Raw genomic sequence first — 18,135 nt, forward strand, 5'->3', positions numbered from 1 at the left:
AGAAGCTGATTGAACCGCACCAAAACTTAAAGAAATTACGAAGACTGTCGATTGCGTGCCCAAATGATTAAAGAGAGCACAAAACAGGCGGATTCCGCCTATCTTCCTGTATCAAGAGGCTTCAATTTAGCTTCTATCTCTTCTCTCCGGTCTTCAAAATAAGGCGGCAGAGCAAGATTCTGCCCCAGCTCTTCAAATGGCTCATCACTTTCGAACCCTGGTCCGTCAGTCGCCAGCTCGAACAGAATGCCATTCGGCTCCCTGAAGTATAGTGATTTAAAATAATAGCGCTCTACAAATCCAGAGCTGGGGATTCTTTTTTCTTTCAGGAGGGCAACCCATTTATTCAGCTCTTCCTGGTTTTCAACACGGAAAGCTACATGGTGCACGCTTCCGCGGCCTGGCCTTTCCTTTGGCAAGTCATCCCGAACAATGATGTGTACCTCGGTCCCTGATCCTCCCTTTCCTGTTTCATACACATGTGCTGTATGGCCGCCAAGCGCAGATGCGGAATAAGAATCTTTCTTTCGGAAACCTAAAAGGCTGACAAGGGTATCTTCTGTCCGGCTCAGTTCGGCGACAGTCAGGAATACGGGTCCAAGACCTATGATTCCATGCTCTGCGGGAACAGGGCTTTGCTCCCAAGGGCGCCCTCCTTCTTCCCCGGTGTTCGCTTCATCAGAAATAAGTGCAAGTCTTTGATCTTCAAAGTCAGTGAAAAAAAGCATGTTTCTACCGCTGTCAGAAGTAATGGCCGTATATTCGACCCCGTGTTCCTTAAACCGGTCCTGCCAATACTCAAGTGAGCGGTCACTCGGAACTCTTAGGGAAGTGAGGCTGATGCTGTTGGTTCCGGGGTAGGTGTGCCCTGCATTCGGTATTTCAAAAAAGGTTAAGTCAGTTCCCGGGTTTCCCCTTTCATCTGCATAAAACAAATGGTAAACAGAAGTATCATCCTGGTTCACCGTCTTCTTTACGAGCCTCATGCCTAAAGTGTCAGTGTAGAATTCATAGTTCTTTTTTGCGTTTGCTGTGATGGCAGAAACATGGTGGATGCCTTTCAATGCTAGCAAATTCATCATATGCACTTCCTTTTCAAGAAAAAATCTTCACTTCGAGATAATTTTACTTCTTTTTCTGTTTTTATGAAACCTATATGTTTGTATAATAGACCCTGTGGAAAAATTTAATCTTGCATCAGCGGATGATTGGTGATATATTTATTGAGCGATGAGCTAATTGAATAAGCCGGCGGGCGCTCCTTTATTGGAAATGCACGATGTGGCGTGCAGCCTGCCGCCTCAATACGCAAGACCCTCTGTTTCAGGGGGTCTTTTTATGTTTAGTTGGCTTGCATGTACCAGGCTTTTTCACAGAAATTGCGATTCAACGTAGCCGGCAATGTTTTCCGATAGAAATCTGACAGCAATATATGGAGGCCTGATGCCTTCATGTCTGCAAAAAGGCATTCCCAGCCATAAGATGCTGCTGTCAATGCTGATGAAAGGAAACGGTACATCTTTTTGAACGAAAGCGGCATGCTTTAACGTCTCATGCCTTTTGTCTGAAATCAGCGTGACACTGGCTTTTCCAGTCATTCCGTTCACTATTTTTGTCCATTCTTCGTCCAATGCATGGGTGGCTGGCAGCGAAATGATGATGGCTGATTTGGCCTGTAATAAATCATTTTCAACTTTGCCGGTTTTCCTGCTGTGAATCCATTGCAGAGCCTGGTGCTGGTTCCTGATCCATCTTCCGATACTGGAGGGAGTAACAGCCTGATCCATCTTAAGCTGGTGTTCTGCCAGTTTCCGCCATGTTTTTCCTGTATATACTTTTTCTTTGATAAAACGGATATCCCCTACCTGTATGAATTTTCCCCTTGTCCTTGTTACGGCTACATTGATCAGCCTTTCACTGTCTTTTCCAGTCATAAGCATCCCAGCTTTTTCAAAAGGAAAGCTGTCAACGGTGTCAAAGACCATTATATCTCTTTCGCTCCCCTGGAAACGATGGACGGTTGCCGCAATAATGTCTGCAGCAGCAGCTTCAGAGCTGTATACCTCTTCCATGAACTGTTCCATCAATGAAGCTTGAACCCTGTAAGGTGTAGCATAACCTATTGACCTGGCCCCATCCAGATATGCCTCGTGGATCAGCTGGAATGAAAGCGCAAGATGAAGAAGGTTGCTTCTGGATCCGCTGTTATTATCTTTAACTCCGTACTTTCCCATCTCAGAGCTGTCAACCATAATAGATGCCATGTTTTTGAACGGATTTAATTTGGAAATACCTGCCCGCAGCTCGGCTGTGCCTTCAAAATCAGTCACAAGGGAATGGTAAACATGTTTATTGGTAAAAGCAGAAATATCCGGATGCATCCTCCTTTGTTCTTTCAGCAAAAACAAATGGGGATGCATCTGGCCATTCCCGACCGCAGAAGCGGCCCCTGAATGGTGGAAAATATCCTCTTTCAGCCATTTGACTGCCAGTTCGCTCCTGGAGGCGGCTATAGGCGGAAGCTGTTTGAAGTCTCCGCAAATGATGATCCTTTTACCCAGAGAGGCAGCAAAGGCAGCCTGCGGTACATAAGCCATGCTCGCTTCATCCACAATGACAAGATCAAATTGGCTTTCATAAATCGCCGGATCGCCTGCTGCCCTGGCAAGAGTGGTTCCAATGATGCCTGCATCCTTAACATATTCAATTTCCTTTTTGCGGATCTTCTCCAGAACGGCTGCGAGCTTAGTTTCAATTTCAACCAGCTTTTCAGAATCCCTTTTACTGAAAGAGCGCCCCAAATCAGATTTTAACAGCCTTTTTTCTTCCATCAGCTGAGATTTTTTATCTGCCAGATCCGGGTGGTGCTTTTCAATGAGCCTGTCGGAATGAAACAGCCCCCCTGCATGTGCTTCACTGCTGCTTCTCGTTCCATACCTGAGAATATCCCCGTCTTTGGTTTCGGATTTGCGGGACGAAAAAGAGGCAATTTCGGCCATCAGTACATCAACCGCCTGGTTGCTGTGTGATAGAACAAGCACCTTCAGTTTTTTGAAATATTTATTAGCTGCTGTCCGGGCAAGCGTATATGTTTTCCCAGTCCCCGGGGGACCCCATACAAATGTAACCGGGTTATATTTGGATCTCAAAATAAGTTCATGGACAGGGGATTTGGCCTTTCCTCCCGGATGGGCTGCCGGCATGGAGGGATCCATCAGTTTTTTGATCCGCAGCCTCTTCGTTTTGCTTTTTTTTATATCATCAAGCCGCTGTATGAGCTGATCGATCAGCTCCCAGGGATCATGGTGCAGGGATGCATATTGCAGTTCCTCACCCAAATACTGGTCCGCAGAGACAATGATATTCCGGCCTTCAGAAGACAGGATCCTTCCTTCAGCTTTTTTATGCCCCCAGCTGATTTTCACCTGTGATCCGATAGGCACATGCAGTGCAGATTCTGTCTCAAAAAAATAAACAAACCCTTCATGGCTTGATATCAGAATGCCATTGTGAAGGGGATATTTACTGCTTCCATAATTTTTCATATGCTGTATTTCTGATTGAAGGGCCTTTTGCCATTCTGCTATATATCTTTTTGTGCTGCTCATCATATTTCTTCCTTTACTCAACAATCACCATTTGCTTCTTCTTTGGAAGAAGCGCCGGCCATATTAATGAAAGATAATATAACACGGCTATAGCCAAAAATCCAATCTGGTTAAGCACTCCCCGCTTCCTGCTGATTTTTTGTCCTGGCAAATATGTATGTACGTACCATGATCAATAGCGTCATTACGATCAGGATGCCATGGAAGGATGCTGCAAGCACCGGCAGGCTGGTACTGTCAAGGACAGCTGGAGCCAGAATAAATCCGCATGCGAAACCGAGCGACTTCAGGAGCATGCCTACTCCAAATATCCTGCCCCTTATATGATTGGCCGATTTTTGGAGGATGGTTGCATGCAGGGTCGTAAAAGCTGCGTCAAAAATACCGGTTAGAAAAGCAACCAGTAATATTGCAGGGATATAGCTGCTTGATAAAAAGATGATAAACCCTGATGACATCAGGATGGCAGAAATGAAGCACGCAAGATAAATTCTGCTGCCCCTTGCCCACCGGAGCCTCGGCAGGAGGAATGCAGACAGAATAGACCCGATTCCCCATGTACTCCAAATCAACCCATAATAAAAGCTTTGTCTGTCAGGATTAAGGGCCTCTGCCAAAATCGGAATCCCAAGGTTATGGGAGCTTCCGGCAAAAGATCCTGCGAGGAAGACAAGGTTGACGAGCATAAGCATCGGAGCCAGCTTTAAATAGGCATAGACCTCTTTTATATCAGAGAAAATTGAAGACAGCTTCCCTTGAAGCGTCGATTGAACACCCGCTTTCCTGCCAGGTGCCGATTCCCATTTAAGCATCATCAACACAGCAGCAGACAGGAAGTAGGTAGCTGAATCGATAATCAGTGTAATATGGTAGCCTATAATATCTGTCAGGATGCCAGCGGCCAAAAATCCGGCGACCAGGCTGGCGGAAGTAAGTCTGGAAATAAGAGCATTTGTCTCAAGCACCTTATTTTCGCCAAAGATCTGGGGGATTTCCGCATTAAAGCTGACCATAAAGCTGCTGTTGGAGAACCCAATAGCAAAGGATACGAGTATGATCATATAGGGTGATGGAAAAGAAATCAGAGACAAAATCAGAATGCCCCTTGCCAGGTCGCTGATGATCATGATCTTTCTTCTGTCGAACCGGTCTGCCAGTATGCCGGAAAAAATGCTTGAAAACACACCGCCGGCTGTCCTGAATGCCATAGCGGCAGCCATCCATCCTGTGCTCCCTGTAGCAGCATAAATGAGGACGTTGAGGACAATTGTATCCATAAAGGTGCCAAAATCTGAAAAAGCTTTTACATATAATATTACTTTTCTGTTCATTCCTTTACTCCAGTGCGGTTTTTGTCTATTTTATCCGGTATCTGAAAGTTTCGCAATACGAAATTTTCAGGCGAATAAAAGAAGTGCCCATGAAAAGCACTTCTTTTCTCCTTCTATTTTCCAATGAACATTTGTGTCCAGTAATTACCTTCGCCTGTATGCCCTACTCCTATATGGGTGAATTTGCTGCTGAGGATATTCTTGCGGTGCCCCTCACTTTTCATCCAGGCATCGACGACTTCCTCTGCAGATCTTTGTCCCATGGCAATATTCTCACCTGCTGTTGAATACTCCACTCCAAAGTCCCGCATCATATCAAATGGGGAGCCATAAGTTGGACTAGTATGGGAAAAGTAATTCTTGGCCTGCATATCATCTGATTTTTCCTGGGCAACCCCGCTCAGAGAGCTGTCAGATTTCAATGCAGCAAGGCCGTTCTTCGTTCTTTCTGCATTAGTCAGCTCGATGACTTTGGATTCCATATCGCTGATGCTTTGGTCAGTGTCTCCTGCCTTTTGCTGTCCCTGTTCCTCAGCGCCATTCTGCCCCTGGTCACCCTGGCCGCCAGGCGCTGTTCCCTGGCCTGCCCCATACTGAGTGCCAGGCTCCATGCCTGCTCCCTGTTCTGCTTGATTCTGTCCTGGAGCTGCCTGCTGTCCTTCCTGTCCTTGCTGCCCTCTTTCTTCACCCGTATAAAAACGGAACATGCCATTATCCTGCTGTTCACCATGCGGGAATTCTTCGCTTGGCATGCCAGTGCTGTAAGCATTCGGATCAATCGTAATAAATCCATTGTTGATTTCCTGAAGGCTTTCCATCATTCCTTTTGACTGCTGGCTGCTGCGGTCATTTAAAAAGTTGGTCTGGCCCTGTCTGCCATTCCCGGCATTCAGTGTGTTGAGGCCGCCTTGCCTGTCATCTGCAGCATTATTAGAGGCGCAGGCAGACACCAGCATCACTGCAAAAACTGCTGGCAAAAAGCTGAATTTCATTTTGCTCATTCTGTTAACCCCTTTTCATAATAATGTAACGGTCTTATTTTGCACTGCATGACCGATCTATTATGAATGGAATTATTTACAGCAGAAAAAATAATAAACCTCCTATTCCTGCCGCACGACATGATAGCTGTTATAAAGGGCGAGCCAGCTTTGCGGGGCACGGAGGCTGATTTGCCAGAAAGTGGTGCCCAGTAGCTGATAACGGTCCATAAGAAGGTATTTCTGCATATAGCTGCGGATATCATCAAACCAGACGGTATGGAGCTGCCCCTCATCGTAATAAGTAAAGAATGGTGCTGCCCTGTTGCTGTCATACTGGATATTAGCGCCTTTTTCTATTGCCCGGTTCTGTGCCTGGAGAACTGACAGAGAGACAGTTTTGTTGTCCGGTCCGAATTTGTCATACCCGTATAAGGGCAGGGCAATCTGCAGCTTACGCGGAGGAATCTGGGTAATGGCGTACTTGACTACATCCTCCATCCATGGCAGCGGTGAAACAGGCTCAGGCGGCCCGCCGGGATAACCGTAATCGATTGTCATGACGGCAACAATATCTGCAGCAGCACCGATTGCCTCATAATCATAGGCGCCAATGATCCTGTTTGAAGGAATATCCTCTGTTTTTGCATGGACATTGACATGAAGAATCAGATTTCCAAGGGCAAGCTTCAGCTCAGCAAGAAATCGGGAAAAGCTGTTCCTTTGCGGCGGAGGTATGAATTCAAAATCAATGCTGACGCCGCTGTAACCCTTCTCTTTAGCCAGACTGGCAATACTGCTGACCAGATTGGCTGTATACCTTCTATTTCCCAGCACGCTTCCGGCCAGTTCCGGATCAAAGTCGCCATTCTGATAGTTGCGGATCATGAGCAGCGGGAGGATGCCCAGCTCTTTGCTTTTATTGATAACAGATGTGTCATCAAGGAGCCTGTAGGCAGTTCCCTCTGCCCGGAATGAATAGGCAGTGATGGCAAGATAGGTAAGGAGGGGCGAAATTCCTTCCAGTATGGGGAAAAGAGCCTCAGTATTGTAAGGCAATATAAAACCAAGCGTCTGAATGCCGTATTTAAGTGGTGAAGGAATGAATATGTTCTGTCCTTGCCTAAGATTATATGGATTCAAGCCGGGATTTGCTTTAAGAATAGAATCAATTTGTGTCTGATAAAAAAGAGAAAGCCGATAAACGGTGTCTCCCTCCCTTATTATATGAGAGCGGACAGGCAGAGTGTCCAGAGGGATATACAGCGCCAGCCCGGGCACTATATCATTGGCGTCCTTCAATCCATTAAGAAGTAAGATGTCGGCTGGGGAAACAGAATATTCATTGGCAATCTGCCATATGGTGTCACCGTATGATACAACATGAATTCCCATTTCAGCACCTCAAATAGGTTTTTATACCATCATATGGATCTCCAATGAATAATAGAATATAAGATAACATCCAGGTCTCTTTTCATAAGAAAAACACAGGGCTTTCGGCGCCCTGTGTTGATCTATTCCTAATTTTTGCTGTAGTCATCCGTATCCGGTGAAACCATTCCGCCCGCCCCGGAAGTGTTAACATCCGGTGCAGCGCCTTCAGGCTGGGAAGGAAGCTTATGATGTTTATATTCTTTGTTGTTTTCATCTGCCAAAGGTGTCTGGCTGTGATCTTTCTCATCTATAGAAAGAATCTCGAACTCAGTCCCCTGCAAGTATCCTTCCAGCTTTGTCCTCATATCATCTCTATCTATCTTTCCTTCAAAGCGCAGCTCTGCATTAACAGTTATCATGAACGATCCGTCCTTTCGTTAATTAAGTTATTTTTGCTTAATTTATCACGAAGATGTGCCGGGGGTTGTTTCACCCTTCAGGGTTTCCTTTGCTTCTTCGATGGTTGTGAAAACGAGTACTTCCGTTACCTGCTGCCCATCATGTGATACTGCAAGGAATCCGTCTGCAAGCTGATGGATGTCAGCCAGCGTCCCTTCCTCGCCGCCATCAAGCTTGACCGATTCTTTAAATTCCAGCTGGCCTTTTTCAGCCCATGACTGAACCTCTGCTGAATAGGTCCCATAATCCATTCCTTCTGTGATGCGGTCATCCAGTTCTCCTGCGCTTAACTTTTCCTCCTCTCCTTCCGTATTTGTCTGTTCGTTATACCCTTCTGTCGTATTCTGCTCATCTGAAACGGTTTCTTGGTCATCCTCGGCACCGCAGCCTGAAAGTACTATGGCTGCAGCGGCTGCCAGGGTGTATATCTTTTTCACCGGCTCCACTCCTCTGCAATTGGTTTTGTTACAATGTTAATACCCGTTTCTGCAAAGAACATTCGTCATAAATAAGGTTCTTTACAGCGTAAGGTTCAATAATACTCTGTAAGTGTTATGTGCTGATCCGGCATTTCTGTGAACTGTTGCTCCATATGCCGTTCAGGTGTCCTGAATGTGTGGCTAAGTGAGCCCTTAATCAGCAGCGGCGCTTAACACACATCGCCAAGTAAGAATTCGTTTGTATATATGGAAAAATATTTCCTTTCCTAAAACCGTGAATTCAACTATAATGAACTGTTAGGAAAGGAGGGTGTAAAATGGCTGAACTGACGCAATATGTTTTTTTTGACTTTGAGATGCTCTGTTCGAACAAAGGGATGCTGTTTGAAGATATGGAGGCAATCAGGCTTGGTGCAGTAAAATATGATCTGATTACAGAGAAGCTTTCATTTTTCGATGAGTATATAAAGCCGGAAAATCATAAGCCGCTCAGTATGTTCTGCAAAAGGCTGACCGGCATTGAAGATAAAGATCTCAGGGATGCAGACAGATTTGCTGATGTATTTTCCACTTTTCTTTACTGGGTTAATGGAGTGAAGAAAACCAGGTTCTATTCATGGTCCAAAAGCGATCTGTCCCGCCTGAATGCTGATGCAGCCAGACATGGGATCCCGTCTGCCACAATCGAAAAAATCAATTCCAGATATGTCGATTTCCAGGAAGTGTTTTCAAACCGTGCGGCTAATAATACACCCTCTGTTGAAAACGCCCTGGCACTGTATGGGCTGGATTTCGTCGGAGAAACGCATAACCCGATGTTTGATTCTTATAACACACTGCGGATATTTTTTGCATTTGAGCGCAATCCCCAGCTCACTGAAAAAATCATGGCTGAAAGATTTATACTGCCGGGGAGAACACTCACAGTGGATCAGATAAATGTAGAGGTGAAAAGCCAGTTCGCCAAGGATATGGAAGAGTTTTTTTCCAGTCTGCAATGGATCTACAAAATGAAGGAAGCGCAGCAGCTTGTCAAAAAAGCGAAAAGAATTTGCAAAAGGTATAAAAATGTCGCAGGCAGCAGCTCCGGCATCTTTGATGAAGAAATTCGAAGCGATACTAAAGACTTTATGCTTTTTTACGAAGGCCTTAAGAAGAATTACTTGGAGCATATAACCTATTCATCCCGCATACTGATTCTGGATGAAGAGAACTTTTCCTACAGGAAGACCCTTTTGGCAAGAGCCTCCCTGGATGGACAAGACCGTCAGGCCGTTTAAGGCTTTTCGGATACATATTTATTAACTTTACTCATGAGGAGCTGTATAAAATGGAAAGAATAAAACTGAATGAGGATTTATCTTTTTCACGGATCATCCATGGTCTTTGGAGGCTTGCTGACTGGAAACAGTCAGACCAGGAAACACTTTCGCTTATAGAATACTGCCTGGAGATGGGCATCACAACCTTTGACCATGCCGATATTTATGGAGGCTACACCTGTGAGGATCTGTTTGGGAAAGCGCTTGCTCTGAAGCCTGAATTAAGGGAAAAGATGGAGATTGTCACTAAGTGCGGAATCGTCCTCCAATCACCCAACAGGCCGCAGCATAAATCACACCACTATAATACCAGCCGTGAGCATATTATAGAGTCGGTCAATTATTCTTTAAAGAATTTAGGGACAGACTATCTGGATGCACTGCTTATCCATCGTCCTGATCCTTTCATGGATCCTGAACAGACCGCACAGGCTTTCATTGAACTGAAGAAAGCGGGAAAGGTCAGAAACTTTGGCGTTTCCAACTTTAAAAACCACCAATTTGATATGCTTCAATCTTATCTGCCGTTTCAGCTGGTCACAAATCAGATTGAGCTTTCTGCTTATCATCTTGAAAATTTCGAAGATGGGACACTTAATCATTGCCTGGAAAAAAGAATTGCTCCTATGGCCTGGTCCCCTCTCGCGGGAGGAAGGATCTTTTCCGCTCAGGATGAAAGGGCAAAAAGGCTTCAGGCTGCCCTGAAAAATATAGCAGGGGAAATAGGAGCGGGTGACATTGATGAGGTTCTCTATGCATGGCTTCTGAACCATCCGGCACGGATTATGCCGATCATTGGATCAGGCAAAAAGCAAAGAATTGAAAAAGCAGTTAATAGCATGAAACTGAAGTTGGACAACCATCAGTGGTTTGAAATCCTTCAAAGCTCCATGGGTCATGATGTTCCATAACTGAACAAACCGAAAGGCCGGCCACAAGAGTGGACCGGCCTTTCTGATGCTGCTAGAATTTCATTCTGATTATTGGAACATGCCTTTGAAAGCTGGAGTAGAAATATCAACACCCTCAAAGACCTTGGTCATGCCCGCAATATACTCTTCTTTGAATGTCTCAGCTTCAGCAAGGTCCTCTGACCCGGCCTTAAGAAGTTCGCCTTTTTTTGTGAAATATTGAACGAGGCTGTCAGATGCACCTTCGATATCTGCAGAATAGTCGCTCAATTCTTCAGGGATTTCAATTCCGTCTAAACCAGGTTCAAAAGCAGAAGCTGCTTCTGCAGGATCTTTGCCTTCTTCTGCAAAAGATGCCTCAGTACTGCGGATCAGCTTGGTGACTTCAGATTGGTAGCTGAGGAGCGCAGATTTTTGTTCTTTGCTGCTGTCAGCCTGTTCAGCTGTTTCAGTCTCGGCGGCTGAAGTGTCCTTTTCGGTGTCAGCCTCTTTAGACGTGTCATCGGAACACGCTGCCAAGCCGGCAGTCATAAGGGAAGCCATTAATAATGCCATAAATTTTTTCATTCTTCTCTCTCTCCTTTTTCTGTTGACCCTTTTTTTAAAAATAGGTTATTTACTGACAATTTATAATTTAACTAGTTTTCATACTTTTTTCAACCCTTTTTTGTTCGAAAGTCGAAACAAAAAGATATTTCTAAATAATTTTTAAATATTATGAATAGAGTAAATATTTAATATTTAAATACAAAAAATCCTGTGTTAGTGTACCTTGTTGATTTTGGGCTCATTTCAGCTGTGATGAAATGAGCCCAAAATCAACAAGAATGTTTAACAAAAAAGACCTCCGCCTGGAGGCCTTATCTAGCTGGTTCTTCTTCCTTTGATAAGATTGATGACGAGCAGAACAGCAGCAATTACGAGGAGAATGTGGATGATCCCTCCTGCAATCTTAAAAATGAAGCCAAGCAGCCACAGCACCAAAAGTGCCCCTATGATAAATTTCAGCATCATTATCTTCCTTTCTATTCATGGTAGAATTCAAATACCCTTTGATACTTTAGCATAAACACACGTGTTATCAGCTTGGATCCGCTTCATCCAGAACTAATGCAGTCACATTGGTATATTCGCCTTTCTGCCTTTCCTGTGCGGAAGCATCCTGGTTCAGTTCGTCACTGTCATCAATGCCCGGCGCCATAGTCGGTTCTTTTTTATCCTCAGGCAAGTTAATCACTCCCTTTTTAATGTTACTATCTCCTTTCAGAGAAATCATATTCCCGGTTTAGCAGGGTGCGGAAAGGGAAAAAAACCATTAAGAAAGTGAAAGGAGTTTTTTATATGATTAAAGAATATGCAGTTGTACCAAATAAGGATGAAAACCTCTGGCTGGTCAAGCTGGAAGATGCAGCACCTGCAGCACAATTCGGCAGCCGAACGGCAGCAGTGGAAGAAGCTGAAAAGATGGCTAAAGAAAATAAGCCGAGCAAGGTGACCGTAATGGACGATAATCATGAGGTCATCGACGAAAAATTATTTCAATAAAGTAAAAGCCCGGCCTAATATGGCGGGGCTTATCTTTTGCTGTTTAAATCCTCTTCAATCAGCGACTTTAGAAGTATCCTGTAAGAGCTGCAAAGTTCTTCCCCTTCTGTGTCCCCAGCTTCCCAGCAGTATTCCCTGAAAGTGTCCATCTCCGTAAAGATCAAGTATAGCAGCCCTTCGTCAAGCTTTAGATTCATTTTCAGACCAGATGCATCTTTCCACGGCAGCTGCATCAAAAGCTGCTGATAAAGATCATGAAAAATGCTGTACTCCCTTTTCAGCTGCTCCCTCTCACCTATTAGAATATCATCCCTGGTTTGAATCACTTCCCCCCTCCAGTGGATATTGAAGGTGCAAAATGCCAGCCAAAAAGATCTTTCTTCAGGCGAAATCATGATGGTTCCTGCAATGTCAGCCTGACTGCCTTCATCAAAAGAAAATATTTCCATATCCGCCTCCCGATCTGTTCTTCCCTGAATGGGTCACCTGCCTATTATTTGCAGCTTTTCTGCAATCATTACATAGGATAACCTAAAATCAGAAAGGAGCTGTGCCCTATCAGCAACCATGCTAATTCAGGAATTTCGCCCATCATATTTACTGAGAATTTGGAAGTGTCTGCCCGCGGGAATCAGGTGATCTACAAAAACAGTCTATTCAGAGAGGCTGTCTCACGGTCACTCGAATCTTTTAAGGCCGATATGCTTGCTGCAGCAGAGCGGCATTCTGAGGACCTGGCCGGGCTGGAGGAAGTTTATTTAAAACAGCTGAAAGAATGTATGCTAAAGCAGGAAGAAGCTGGCTTGAGAATCCTTCAGCGGCTCGAAATGATGGAAAGTCACCACCTGCAGCTTACAGAAAGCGTGGAGCAGAAAAGTGCCCGGCAGGAGAAATGGAATGACCAGCAAATTATCCAGGAAGCGATGATGCTGGAACTCTCCCGAAAGATGGATAATCTGCTTCCGCCTGACGGCCTTTTAGAAGAACACGAAGAATTGAAGAATAAAGTGGATTCTCTCGTAGATCTGCATGAAATGACCCATCTGACCATTATGGAACGTCTGGATAAACAGGAGGATCTGCTTCAGAAACTGGGCAGGCATTACGAAGATCTGCGTTCTGGCATGCATGATCGATTTGCTGCTGTCAGCAATTTTCTTGAAGACCGCTTTTATCAGCTGACACAGCCTGTGCAGCGTTTCGTGATTAAAGATAAACAAACGCAAAAAGAGGAAGATGAAAGGACAATAGTATAAAAAAGAAAGAGGCCGAATGGTGTATCCGGCCTCTTTCTTACATTACATATATCAATCAAGTATCCTGACCGTCAATGTCTGTCTGCCAAACTTGATTGCTTCTTCTTTAGTCGGGATAAATACATCAATTTTATTGCCTTTAATGCTGCCCCCTGTATCTCCGGCAATCGCATTGCCATATCCTTCGACATATACCTTGGAACCTAAAGGAATGACATTGGGATCTACCGATATGACTTTCTGATCTGGATTTGCATTTAAATCAATTCCAGTAGATGTTACGCCGGAACAGCCTTCACAGCTGGCAGTATAGGCGGTTGCAGTAACGGTGATTTCCTTGCCGACCTCTTCCTGCGCTACTGGTGCACTGGCTTCAGGAGCAGGCTGGGTGCTTACAGTACCTTCGCTTTCAGCAGGCTTAGACTCAGCAGGGGCTGTTTTTTCAGGAGCAGGAGACTTTTCAGCAGCTTGTACGGCCTGCTGTTTTTCAGTCTGTTCCTGCCCTTTAGGCGCTGGTGCTGCCGGTTTTTCCTTTATGCTTCCTTTCGGATGGATGACAAGGGCCTGTTCAGGGTAGATCAAGTCTGACGACAGATTGTTCCAGTGCATTAAATCACTGACGGAAACGCCATGATTCCTGCTTATAGCCCATAGCGTATCCCCGGATTTAATTATGTATTTTTTTTCTGGAAAAATAGAAAGAGTGGTTTCTGCTCTGATCATGTCTGAAGACAAATCATTCCACTGCTTAATATCATTTACTGTTACTTCATATTTTTGGGAAAGCCCCCAAAGGGTATCTCCCTTTTCTACGGAAATTTCATCTGCTTGTACATTGGCTCCGGCTGCTCCGGCCACGGCTGCTGCAGCCACTAATGATAAAATTTGTTTTTTCATCTGATTACCTCCTGATAGCTATTTCTCGCTAACGGAATCTATCATAGCATGAAATATTCTGAGAAAAAGAACAGGCAGATAATAAATCCTTTACGTTCATGACAAGCATTTAACAGCCATATTTCGCTTCTCGAATTTTTACCTAAATTTTGTATTGGGTGGAAAAATCTAAAAAATTTGCAGTTTATCCTTCACAAATAAATCAACTGAAGGTATACTGTACTATAACAGAAACAATTTAAATTAGTTGTATTATAAAAGGAGGAATTATCATGATTAAGAACCCAGTTGAATTTTTCAGGAACCTTCCGAAGAAGGAATGCCCGGAATGCGGCGAACATATGGAAGAACAGGCAGAAGCCTATTTGCTGGAATGCGACAGATGCCTGGCTAAAAAACATGAGTAGTAATCGGAAACGGGCTTAGCCCGTTTTTTCATGTACAAAGATTAAAAATATTTAGATAAAGGATAGGAAAATGCCTTCCGATGAAGTATAATTTCTTTAGGGTTTCGAAACATCTTCCCGTTTTATATAAAGGAGGCTTTTTATAAATGACTGAAAAAACACTTGTCAAAAGACTAGCACGCTCAGAGGTCCCTGAGGCTATTACATGGAATTTAAATGATTTGTTCTCTTCGGAAGAAAACTGGAAGAGTGAGCTTGAAAGCCTGGAGGCTGACCTGTCCCGGTTTGATTCATATAAAGGCAGGCTTGCCAGCGGCTCTGCTGTCCTGAAGGAATGCCTGCTGGCACAGGAAGCTTACTCCATCAGGATGGTCCAGGCCGGAACCTATGCTTCCCTGCGCCAATCTGAAGATGGATCAGATCCTGACAATCAGTCCAACGCATCGCTGGCAGCGTCACTCCGGGCAAAAGTGAACTCCGCCCTTTCTTTCATTGAGTCCGAGATCCTGGCTTTTGAAGATGGGCTGCTTGAGAGATACATAAAAGAACAGCCAGAGCTGGAAGCCTTCAGAAAAAATCTTGAAGAGCTTCTTGAAACAAAAAAACATAAGCTCAGCCCAGAGACTGAAGAAGTCCTTGCCTCACTTGGCGAGGTACATGCCTCTCCATATCAGGTTTATCAAAACAGCAAGCTGGCAGATATGCAGTTCGCTTCATTTAAGGACAAGGAGGGCAATGTACTGCCAAACTCTTTTGCCCTGTTTGAAGACCGTTATGAATTTTCGCCTGATACACATACAAGAAGAGCTGCTTATGAATCTTTCACTGATACACTGAAGCAGTATAAAAACACGTTTGCTGCCGCTTATTCAGCAGAAGTGAAACGGCAGGTCGTTCTGTCCCGGGCGAGAAAGTATGAATCTGCAACAGAAATGCTGCTGGAGCCTCAGCAGGTTACAGAGGAAATGTACCACAATCAGCTTGATATCATCGGAGAAGAATTGGCCCCTATTATGCGCAAGTATGCTGAACTGAAGAAGACGGTACTCGGACTTGATAGGATGACATTTGCTGACCTTAAGGCGCCGCTTGACCCGGAATTCAACCCGGCCACCACCTATGAGTCTGCCAGTGAAGTCATCCTGGAAGCTCTTCAGGTGATGGGGCCAGAATATACAGAAATCATGAAAAAAGGCCTTGAAGACAGATGGGTGGACCTTGCAGATAATATCGGCAAATCGACAGGTGCGTTCTGTTCAAGCCCGTACGGCTCGCACCCGTATATTCTGATCACATGGACAGATACAATGCGCGGTGCATTCGTGCTTGCCCATGAATTGGGCCATGCCGGCCATTTCTACCTGGCAAATAAAAATCAGCGTATTATGAATACCCGTCCTTCCACTTATTTTGTAGAAGCGCCATCGACGATCAATGAGCTTCTGCTGGGGCAGCATCTACTGGAAGGCACCGAAGATCCGCGGATGAAGCGCTGGGTCATCCTTCAGCTACTTGGAACCTATTATCATAACTTTGTTACACATCTCCTGGAAGGCAGATACCAGAGAAGAGTCTATGCTTTGGCGGAGCAAGGGGTTCCCCTGACGGCTGCTTTATTATCCAGGGAGAAGAAACAGGTGCTTGAAGACTTCTGGGGCAGTTCAGTTGAAATCGATGAAGGGGCAAGCCTGACATGGATGAGGCAGCCTCATTACTACATGGGTCTGTACCCGTATACTTACTCTGCGGGATTGACTGTATCAACTGCTGTTGCACAAAGGATCAAGGAAGAAGGACAGCCTGCCGTTGAACAGTGGATCGATGTACTGAAAGCCGGAGGAACGAAAAAGCCGCTGGAGCTTATCAAGGACGCGGGCGTTGATATGAGCAAGCCGGATTCGATCAGGAAAGCTGTTTCTTTTGTCGGTTCTCTTGTTGATGAACTGGCGGACAGCTATCAATAATGAAACAAAGGGTGAGCCTGATTCAGGCTCACCCTCTTTAGTCAAGAGGTCTTAAAGCAGAAGTGCGGTCAATGAAAAGAAAACCATCGTACCGGTCGGAAATCTGTGAAGGAACGTAATTTCCATTGAGTTCAAATTCCGGATTATATACGACTCCCACCGCTCTGTGTCCAATCGTTTCTTGAAAAAGGCTGCGATTTTCGCTGCTGAAGAGAATCAGCTTATTATGTGCACCAGCCCGGTGCAGCAAATCCTCCCAGCTACCTTCTGCTGCAGGAGGCAGAAGCATCACTTCCCTTCTCTCTCCCCAGCTGCGTCCGGCAATCACAGTCCCGTCGTATGTTCCCAGACCGAGCGCAAATACTTTGCCGGCATACCTCTCCCTGAGAATCTGGCCGACATTCGTCATCCCATGCATTTCCATATCAGTTGCTCTTGCATCACCGATATGCGTATTATGCTCCCAGATGACGATCTTTGTAGCTTCACCATAGTATCTAATGATTTCCTCAATTGCGCTGACCATATGTCTGTCCCTAATGTTCCAGTCCTCAGCGCCGCCTTTTACCATTGACCGGTAATAACTTTCTGCATGAAGGGCAACAAGGCTGTTGACTGAAAGGTTAAGCGCCGTTTCATTTTGGGGAGGGTATTTTGCCAAGTCTCTCCGGATATTTAACAGCAGCTCCATTACTTCTTCCTCGCACGATTCTCCATAAAAGCCCGATGACACCGCATAGTCCTCAGGATTCCTGTAATAAGGCTCAAAGCACGAAAAAGCTTTTTTGGCAGCTTCTGCATCATTGGAGCTGTCTTTTTCAAGATGCTGGATGATTTCCTCCATGGACTCCCATAAACTGTAGACATCCAAACCGTAAAAGCCAATCATATCTTTTTTTGCCTGCTCATTATAATCCCTGAGCCATACGATAAAGTCCTGGATCTCACGATTGGCCCACATCCACTCCGGCCATCTGTTAAATGCTGCTTTCAGTACATCCTGTGGCAGGCGCTGATTATACGATTTGATATAGCTGTTAACCTCAAAACATGAGGGCCAGTCCCCTTCAACACAGACGGCCTTGAAGCCATATTGTCCGATAAGCTTCTTCGTCAGCTCTGCCCTCCAGGTATAAAATTCAGATGTTCCATGGGACGCTTCCCCAAGTAGGACGAACTGGGAGCTGCCGGCAGCTTCTGCTGCTGCATCCAAGTCATTAAAATTATCAATCCTAATGCTGTGGTTCTGGATATCTGAGATTATTCTTTCTGCATTATTTTTAAACATTCCCTGCCTCCTTTTTTTCTATCTGTTATGCGTATTCCCGGCTGCTCAGATCCTAAAGCCTCTGCTTTAATTTGGTCGTAATGCATAGTGGAGATACATCAGGAAAAACTTTTAAATAGATGGTTCGAAAAAAGGAGGGGATATACTTGCAGGAGAAAGAAACAGAAGACCCTAAGAATTTTGCACCTTCTGAGCCTGAAATGACAATAGACACTGATGCTCGCGGGATAAACGAAAGAAATACGCCCGGAGACTCTGTCAATGAGCATGAATCACTGGAAACAGCCAATAGCATCATAGCTGCAGGCGAAATTGGACAGCAAAACGAGAACTTATAAAGGAGAATGCCA

At 44.9% G+C, this 18,135-nt stretch carries 20 protein-coding genes; 7 read left to right on the plus strand and 13 right to left on the minus strand.

Going from position 1 to position 18,135, the window contains the following annotated elements; genetic code table 11:
• Positions 1-98: 98 nt before the first annotated feature.
• From N288_RS11300 to N288_RS11330, 7 genes are all read right to left on the minus strand, one after another.
• Positions 99-1,079 (minus strand): ring-cleaving dioxygenase, encoded by a 981-nt coding sequence (locus N288_RS11300; RefSeq protein WP_022543849.1) that lies wholly within the window; start codon positions 1,077-1,079, stop codon positions 99-101.
• 291 nt (positions 1,080-1,370) lie between these two features.
• Positions 1,371-3,611, minus strand: a complete 2,241-nt coding sequence (locus N288_RS11305; protein ID WP_232217717.1) for an AAA domain-containing protein — start codon at positions 3,609-3,611, stop codon at positions 1,371-1,373.
• Between the two features lie 107 nt (positions 3,612-3,718).
• Positions 3,719-4,939, minus strand: a complete 1,221-nt coding sequence (locus N288_RS11310) for an MFS transporter (protein ID WP_009793845.1) — start codon at positions 4,937-4,939, stop codon at positions 3,719-3,721.
• 113 nt (positions 4,940-5,052) lie between these two features.
• Positions 5,053-5,940, minus strand: a complete 888-nt coding sequence (locus tag N288_RS24685) for a CAP domain-containing protein (RefSeq protein ID WP_009793844.1) — start codon at positions 5,938-5,940, stop codon at positions 5,053-5,055.
• A gap of 102 nt (positions 5,941-6,042) precedes the next feature.
• Positions 6,043-7,314 (minus strand): glycosyl hydrolase family 18 protein, encoded by a 1,272-nt coding sequence (locus N288_RS11320; RefSeq protein WP_009793843.1) that lies wholly within the window; start codon positions 7,312-7,314, stop codon positions 6,043-6,045.
• A 128-nt stretch (positions 7,315-7,442) separates the two neighbouring features.
• The gene (locus N288_RS11325) at positions 7,443-7,715 is read right to left on the minus strand and encodes a hypothetical protein (RefSeq protein ID WP_009793842.1); all 273 of its coding nucleotides are present in this window, start codon (positions 7,713-7,715) and stop codon (positions 7,443-7,445) included.
• 45 nt (positions 7,716-7,760) lie between these two features.
• Positions 7,761-8,192, minus strand: coding sequence for a hypothetical protein (locus N288_RS11330; RefSeq protein WP_022543852.1), 432 nt, complete (start codon positions 8,190-8,192; stop codon positions 7,761-7,763).
• A 320-nt stretch (positions 8,193-8,512) separates the two neighbouring features.
• On the opposite strand from N288_RS11330, the gene N288_RS11335 reads away from it, so the two are divergent.
• Positions 8,513-9,475, plus strand: coding sequence for a 3'-5' exonuclease (locus N288_RS11335; RefSeq protein ID WP_009793840.1), 963 nt, complete (start codon positions 8,513-8,515; stop codon positions 9,473-9,475).
• Between the two features lie 50 nt (positions 9,476-9,525).
• The gene (locus N288_RS11340; RefSeq protein ID WP_009793839.1) at positions 9,526-10,428 is read left to right on the plus strand and encodes an aldo/keto reductase; all 903 of its coding nucleotides are present in this window, start codon (positions 9,526-9,528) and stop codon (positions 10,426-10,428) included.
• Between the two features lie 69 nt (positions 10,429-10,497).
• Here the strand turns inward: N288_RS11340 and N288_RS11345 are convergent, their stop codons facing one another.
• From N288_RS11345 to N288_RS24295, 3 genes are all read right to left on the minus strand, one after another.
• Positions 10,498-10,995, minus strand: a complete 498-nt coding sequence (locus N288_RS11345; protein WP_009793838.1) for a hypothetical protein — start codon at positions 10,993-10,995, stop codon at positions 10,498-10,500.
• A 297-nt stretch (positions 10,996-11,292) separates the two neighbouring features.
• A complete protein-coding gene (locus N288_RS25115; RefSeq protein WP_022543853.1) occupies positions 11,293-11,439 on the minus strand; it encodes a lmo0937 family membrane protein in 147 nt (48 codons plus the stop codon).
• A 70-nt stretch (positions 11,440-11,509) separates the two neighbouring features.
• Positions 11,510-11,656 (minus strand): hypothetical protein, encoded by a 147-nt coding sequence (locus tag N288_RS24295; RefSeq protein ID WP_022543854.1) that lies wholly within the window; start codon positions 11,654-11,656, stop codon positions 11,510-11,512.
• Positions 11,657-11,769: 113 nt separating this feature from the next.
• On the opposite strand from N288_RS24295, the gene N288_RS11350 reads away from it, so the two are divergent.
• Positions 11,770-11,973, plus strand: a complete 204-nt coding sequence (locus tag N288_RS11350; protein WP_022543855.1) for a DUF2188 domain-containing protein — start codon at positions 11,770-11,772, stop codon at positions 11,971-11,973.
• Between the two features lie 29 nt (positions 11,974-12,002).
• On the opposite strand, the gene N288_RS11355 is transcribed toward N288_RS11350, so the two are convergent.
• On the minus strand, positions 12,003-12,422 hold the full coding sequence (locus N288_RS11355) for a hypothetical protein (protein WP_009793834.1): 420 nt from the start codon (positions 12,420-12,422) through the stop codon (positions 12,003-12,005).
• Positions 12,423-12,608: 186 nt separating this feature from the next.
• Here N288_RS11355 and N288_RS11360 point away from each other — a divergent pair, with 186 nt between their 5' ends.
• Positions 12,609-13,229, plus strand: a complete 621-nt coding sequence (locus N288_RS11360) for a hypothetical protein (RefSeq protein ID WP_148949471.1) — start codon at positions 12,609-12,611, stop codon at positions 13,227-13,229.
• Between the two features lie 51 nt (positions 13,230-13,280).
• Here N288_RS11360 and N288_RS11365 read toward each other — a convergent pair whose 3' ends face one another.
• Complete coding sequence (locus tag N288_RS11365) at positions 13,281-14,126, minus strand: LysM peptidoglycan-binding domain-containing protein (RefSeq protein WP_009793831.1); 846 nt, start codon at positions 14,124-14,126, stop codon at positions 13,281-13,283.
• 272 nt (positions 14,127-14,398) lie between these two features.
• Between N288_RS11365 and yhfH the strand changes: the two genes are divergently transcribed.
• Both yhfH and pepF read left to right on the plus strand, forming a co-directional pair.
• Entirely contained in the window at positions 14,399-14,533 is a 135-nt protein-coding gene (gene yhfH, locus N288_RS24690; protein WP_009793830.1) for a protein YhfH, read from the plus strand.
• A 146-nt stretch (positions 14,534-14,679) separates the two neighbouring features.
• On the plus strand, positions 14,680-16,497 hold the full coding sequence (gene pepF / locus N288_RS11370) for an oligoendopeptidase F (RefSeq protein WP_009793829.1): 1,818 nt from the start codon (positions 14,680-14,682) through the stop codon (positions 16,495-16,497).
• Between the two features lie 37 nt (positions 16,498-16,534).
• Here pepF and N288_RS11375 read toward each other — a convergent pair whose 3' ends face one another.
• Positions 16,535-17,785: an erythromycin esterase family protein gene (locus N288_RS11375; protein WP_009793828.1), complete on the minus strand. Its 1,251-nt coding sequence runs from the start codon at positions 17,783-17,785 to the stop codon at positions 16,535-16,537.
• A gap of 146 nt (positions 17,786-17,931) precedes the next feature.
• On the opposite strand from N288_RS11375, the gene N288_RS11380 reads away from it, so the two are divergent.
• Entirely contained in the window at positions 17,932-18,123 is a 192-nt protein-coding gene (locus tag N288_RS11380) for a hypothetical protein (RefSeq protein ID WP_022543856.1), read from the plus strand.
• The last annotated feature ends 12 nt before the right edge of the window (positions 18,124-18,135 follow it).

It is taken from the genome of Bacillus infantis NRRL B-14911 (genome assembly GCF_000473245.1).
GTDB classification, from domain to species: Bacteria; Bacillota; Bacilli; order Bacillales; family Cytobacillaceae; genus Bacillus_AB; species Bacillus_AB infantis.

What these genes read in the sequence shown, in the direction of transcription:
- N288_RS11325 (WP_009793842.1), bottom strand. Translation starts at nt 7,715, where the DNA reads ATGATAACTGTTAATGCAGAGCTGCGCTTTGAAGGAAAGATAGATAGA.
- N288_RS11305 (WP_232217717.1), bottom strand. Translation starts at nt 3,611, where the DNA reads ATGATGAGCAGCACAAAAAGATATATAGCAGAATGGCAAAAGGCCCTT.
- N288_RS11310 (WP_009793845.1), bottom strand. Translation starts at nt 4,939, where the DNA reads ATGAACAGAAAAGTAATATTATATGTAAAAGCTTTTTCAGATTTTGGC.
- N288_RS11335 (WP_009793840.1), top strand. Translation starts at nt 8,513, where the DNA reads ATGGCTGAACTGACGCAATATGTTTTTTTTGACTTTGAGATGCTCTGT.
- N288_RS11355 (WP_009793834.1), bottom strand. Translation starts at nt 12,422, where the DNA reads ATGGAAATATTTTCTTTTGATGAAGGCAGTCAGGCTGACATTGCAGGA.
- N288_RS11345 (WP_009793838.1), bottom strand. Translation starts at nt 10,995, where the DNA reads ATGAAAAAATTTATGGCATTATTAATGGCTTCCCTTATGACTGCCGGC.
- N288_RS11300 (WP_022543849.1), bottom strand. Translation starts at nt 1,079, where the DNA reads ATGAATTTGCTAGCATTGAAAGGCATCCACCATGTTTCTGCCATCACA.
- N288_RS11350 (WP_022543855.1), top strand. Translation starts at nt 11,770, where the DNA reads ATGATTAAAGAATATGCAGTTGTACCAAATAAGGATGAAAACCTCTGG.
- N288_RS11375 (WP_009793828.1), bottom strand. Translation starts at nt 17,785, where the DNA reads ATGTTTAAAAATAATGCAGAAAGAATAATCTCAGATATCCAGAACCAC.
- pepF (WP_009793829.1), top strand. Translation starts at nt 14,680, where the DNA reads ATGACTGAAAAAACACTTGTCAAAAGACTAGCACGCTCAGAGGTCCCT.
- N288_RS11320 (WP_009793843.1), bottom strand. Translation starts at nt 7,314, where the DNA reads ATGGGAATTCATGTTGTATCATACGGTGACACCATATGGCAGATTGCC.
- yhfH (WP_009793830.1), top strand. Translation starts at nt 14,399, where the DNA reads ATGATTAAGAACCCAGTTGAATTTTTCAGGAACCTTCCGAAGAAGGAA.
- N288_RS11340 (WP_009793839.1), top strand. Translation starts at nt 9,526, where the DNA reads ATGGAAAGAATAAAACTGAATGAGGATTTATCTTTTTCACGGATCATC.
- N288_RS25115 (WP_022543853.1), bottom strand. Translation starts at nt 11,439, where the DNA reads ATGCTGAAATTTATCATAGGGGCACTTTTGGTGCTGTGGCTGCTTGGC.
- N288_RS11365 (WP_009793831.1), bottom strand. Translation starts at nt 14,126, where the DNA reads ATGAAAAAACAAATTTTATCATTAGTGGCTGCAGCAGCCGTGGCCGGA.
- N288_RS24685 (WP_009793844.1), bottom strand. Translation starts at nt 5,940, where the DNA reads ATGAGCAAAATGAAATTCAGCTTTTTGCCAGCAGTTTTTGCAGTGATG.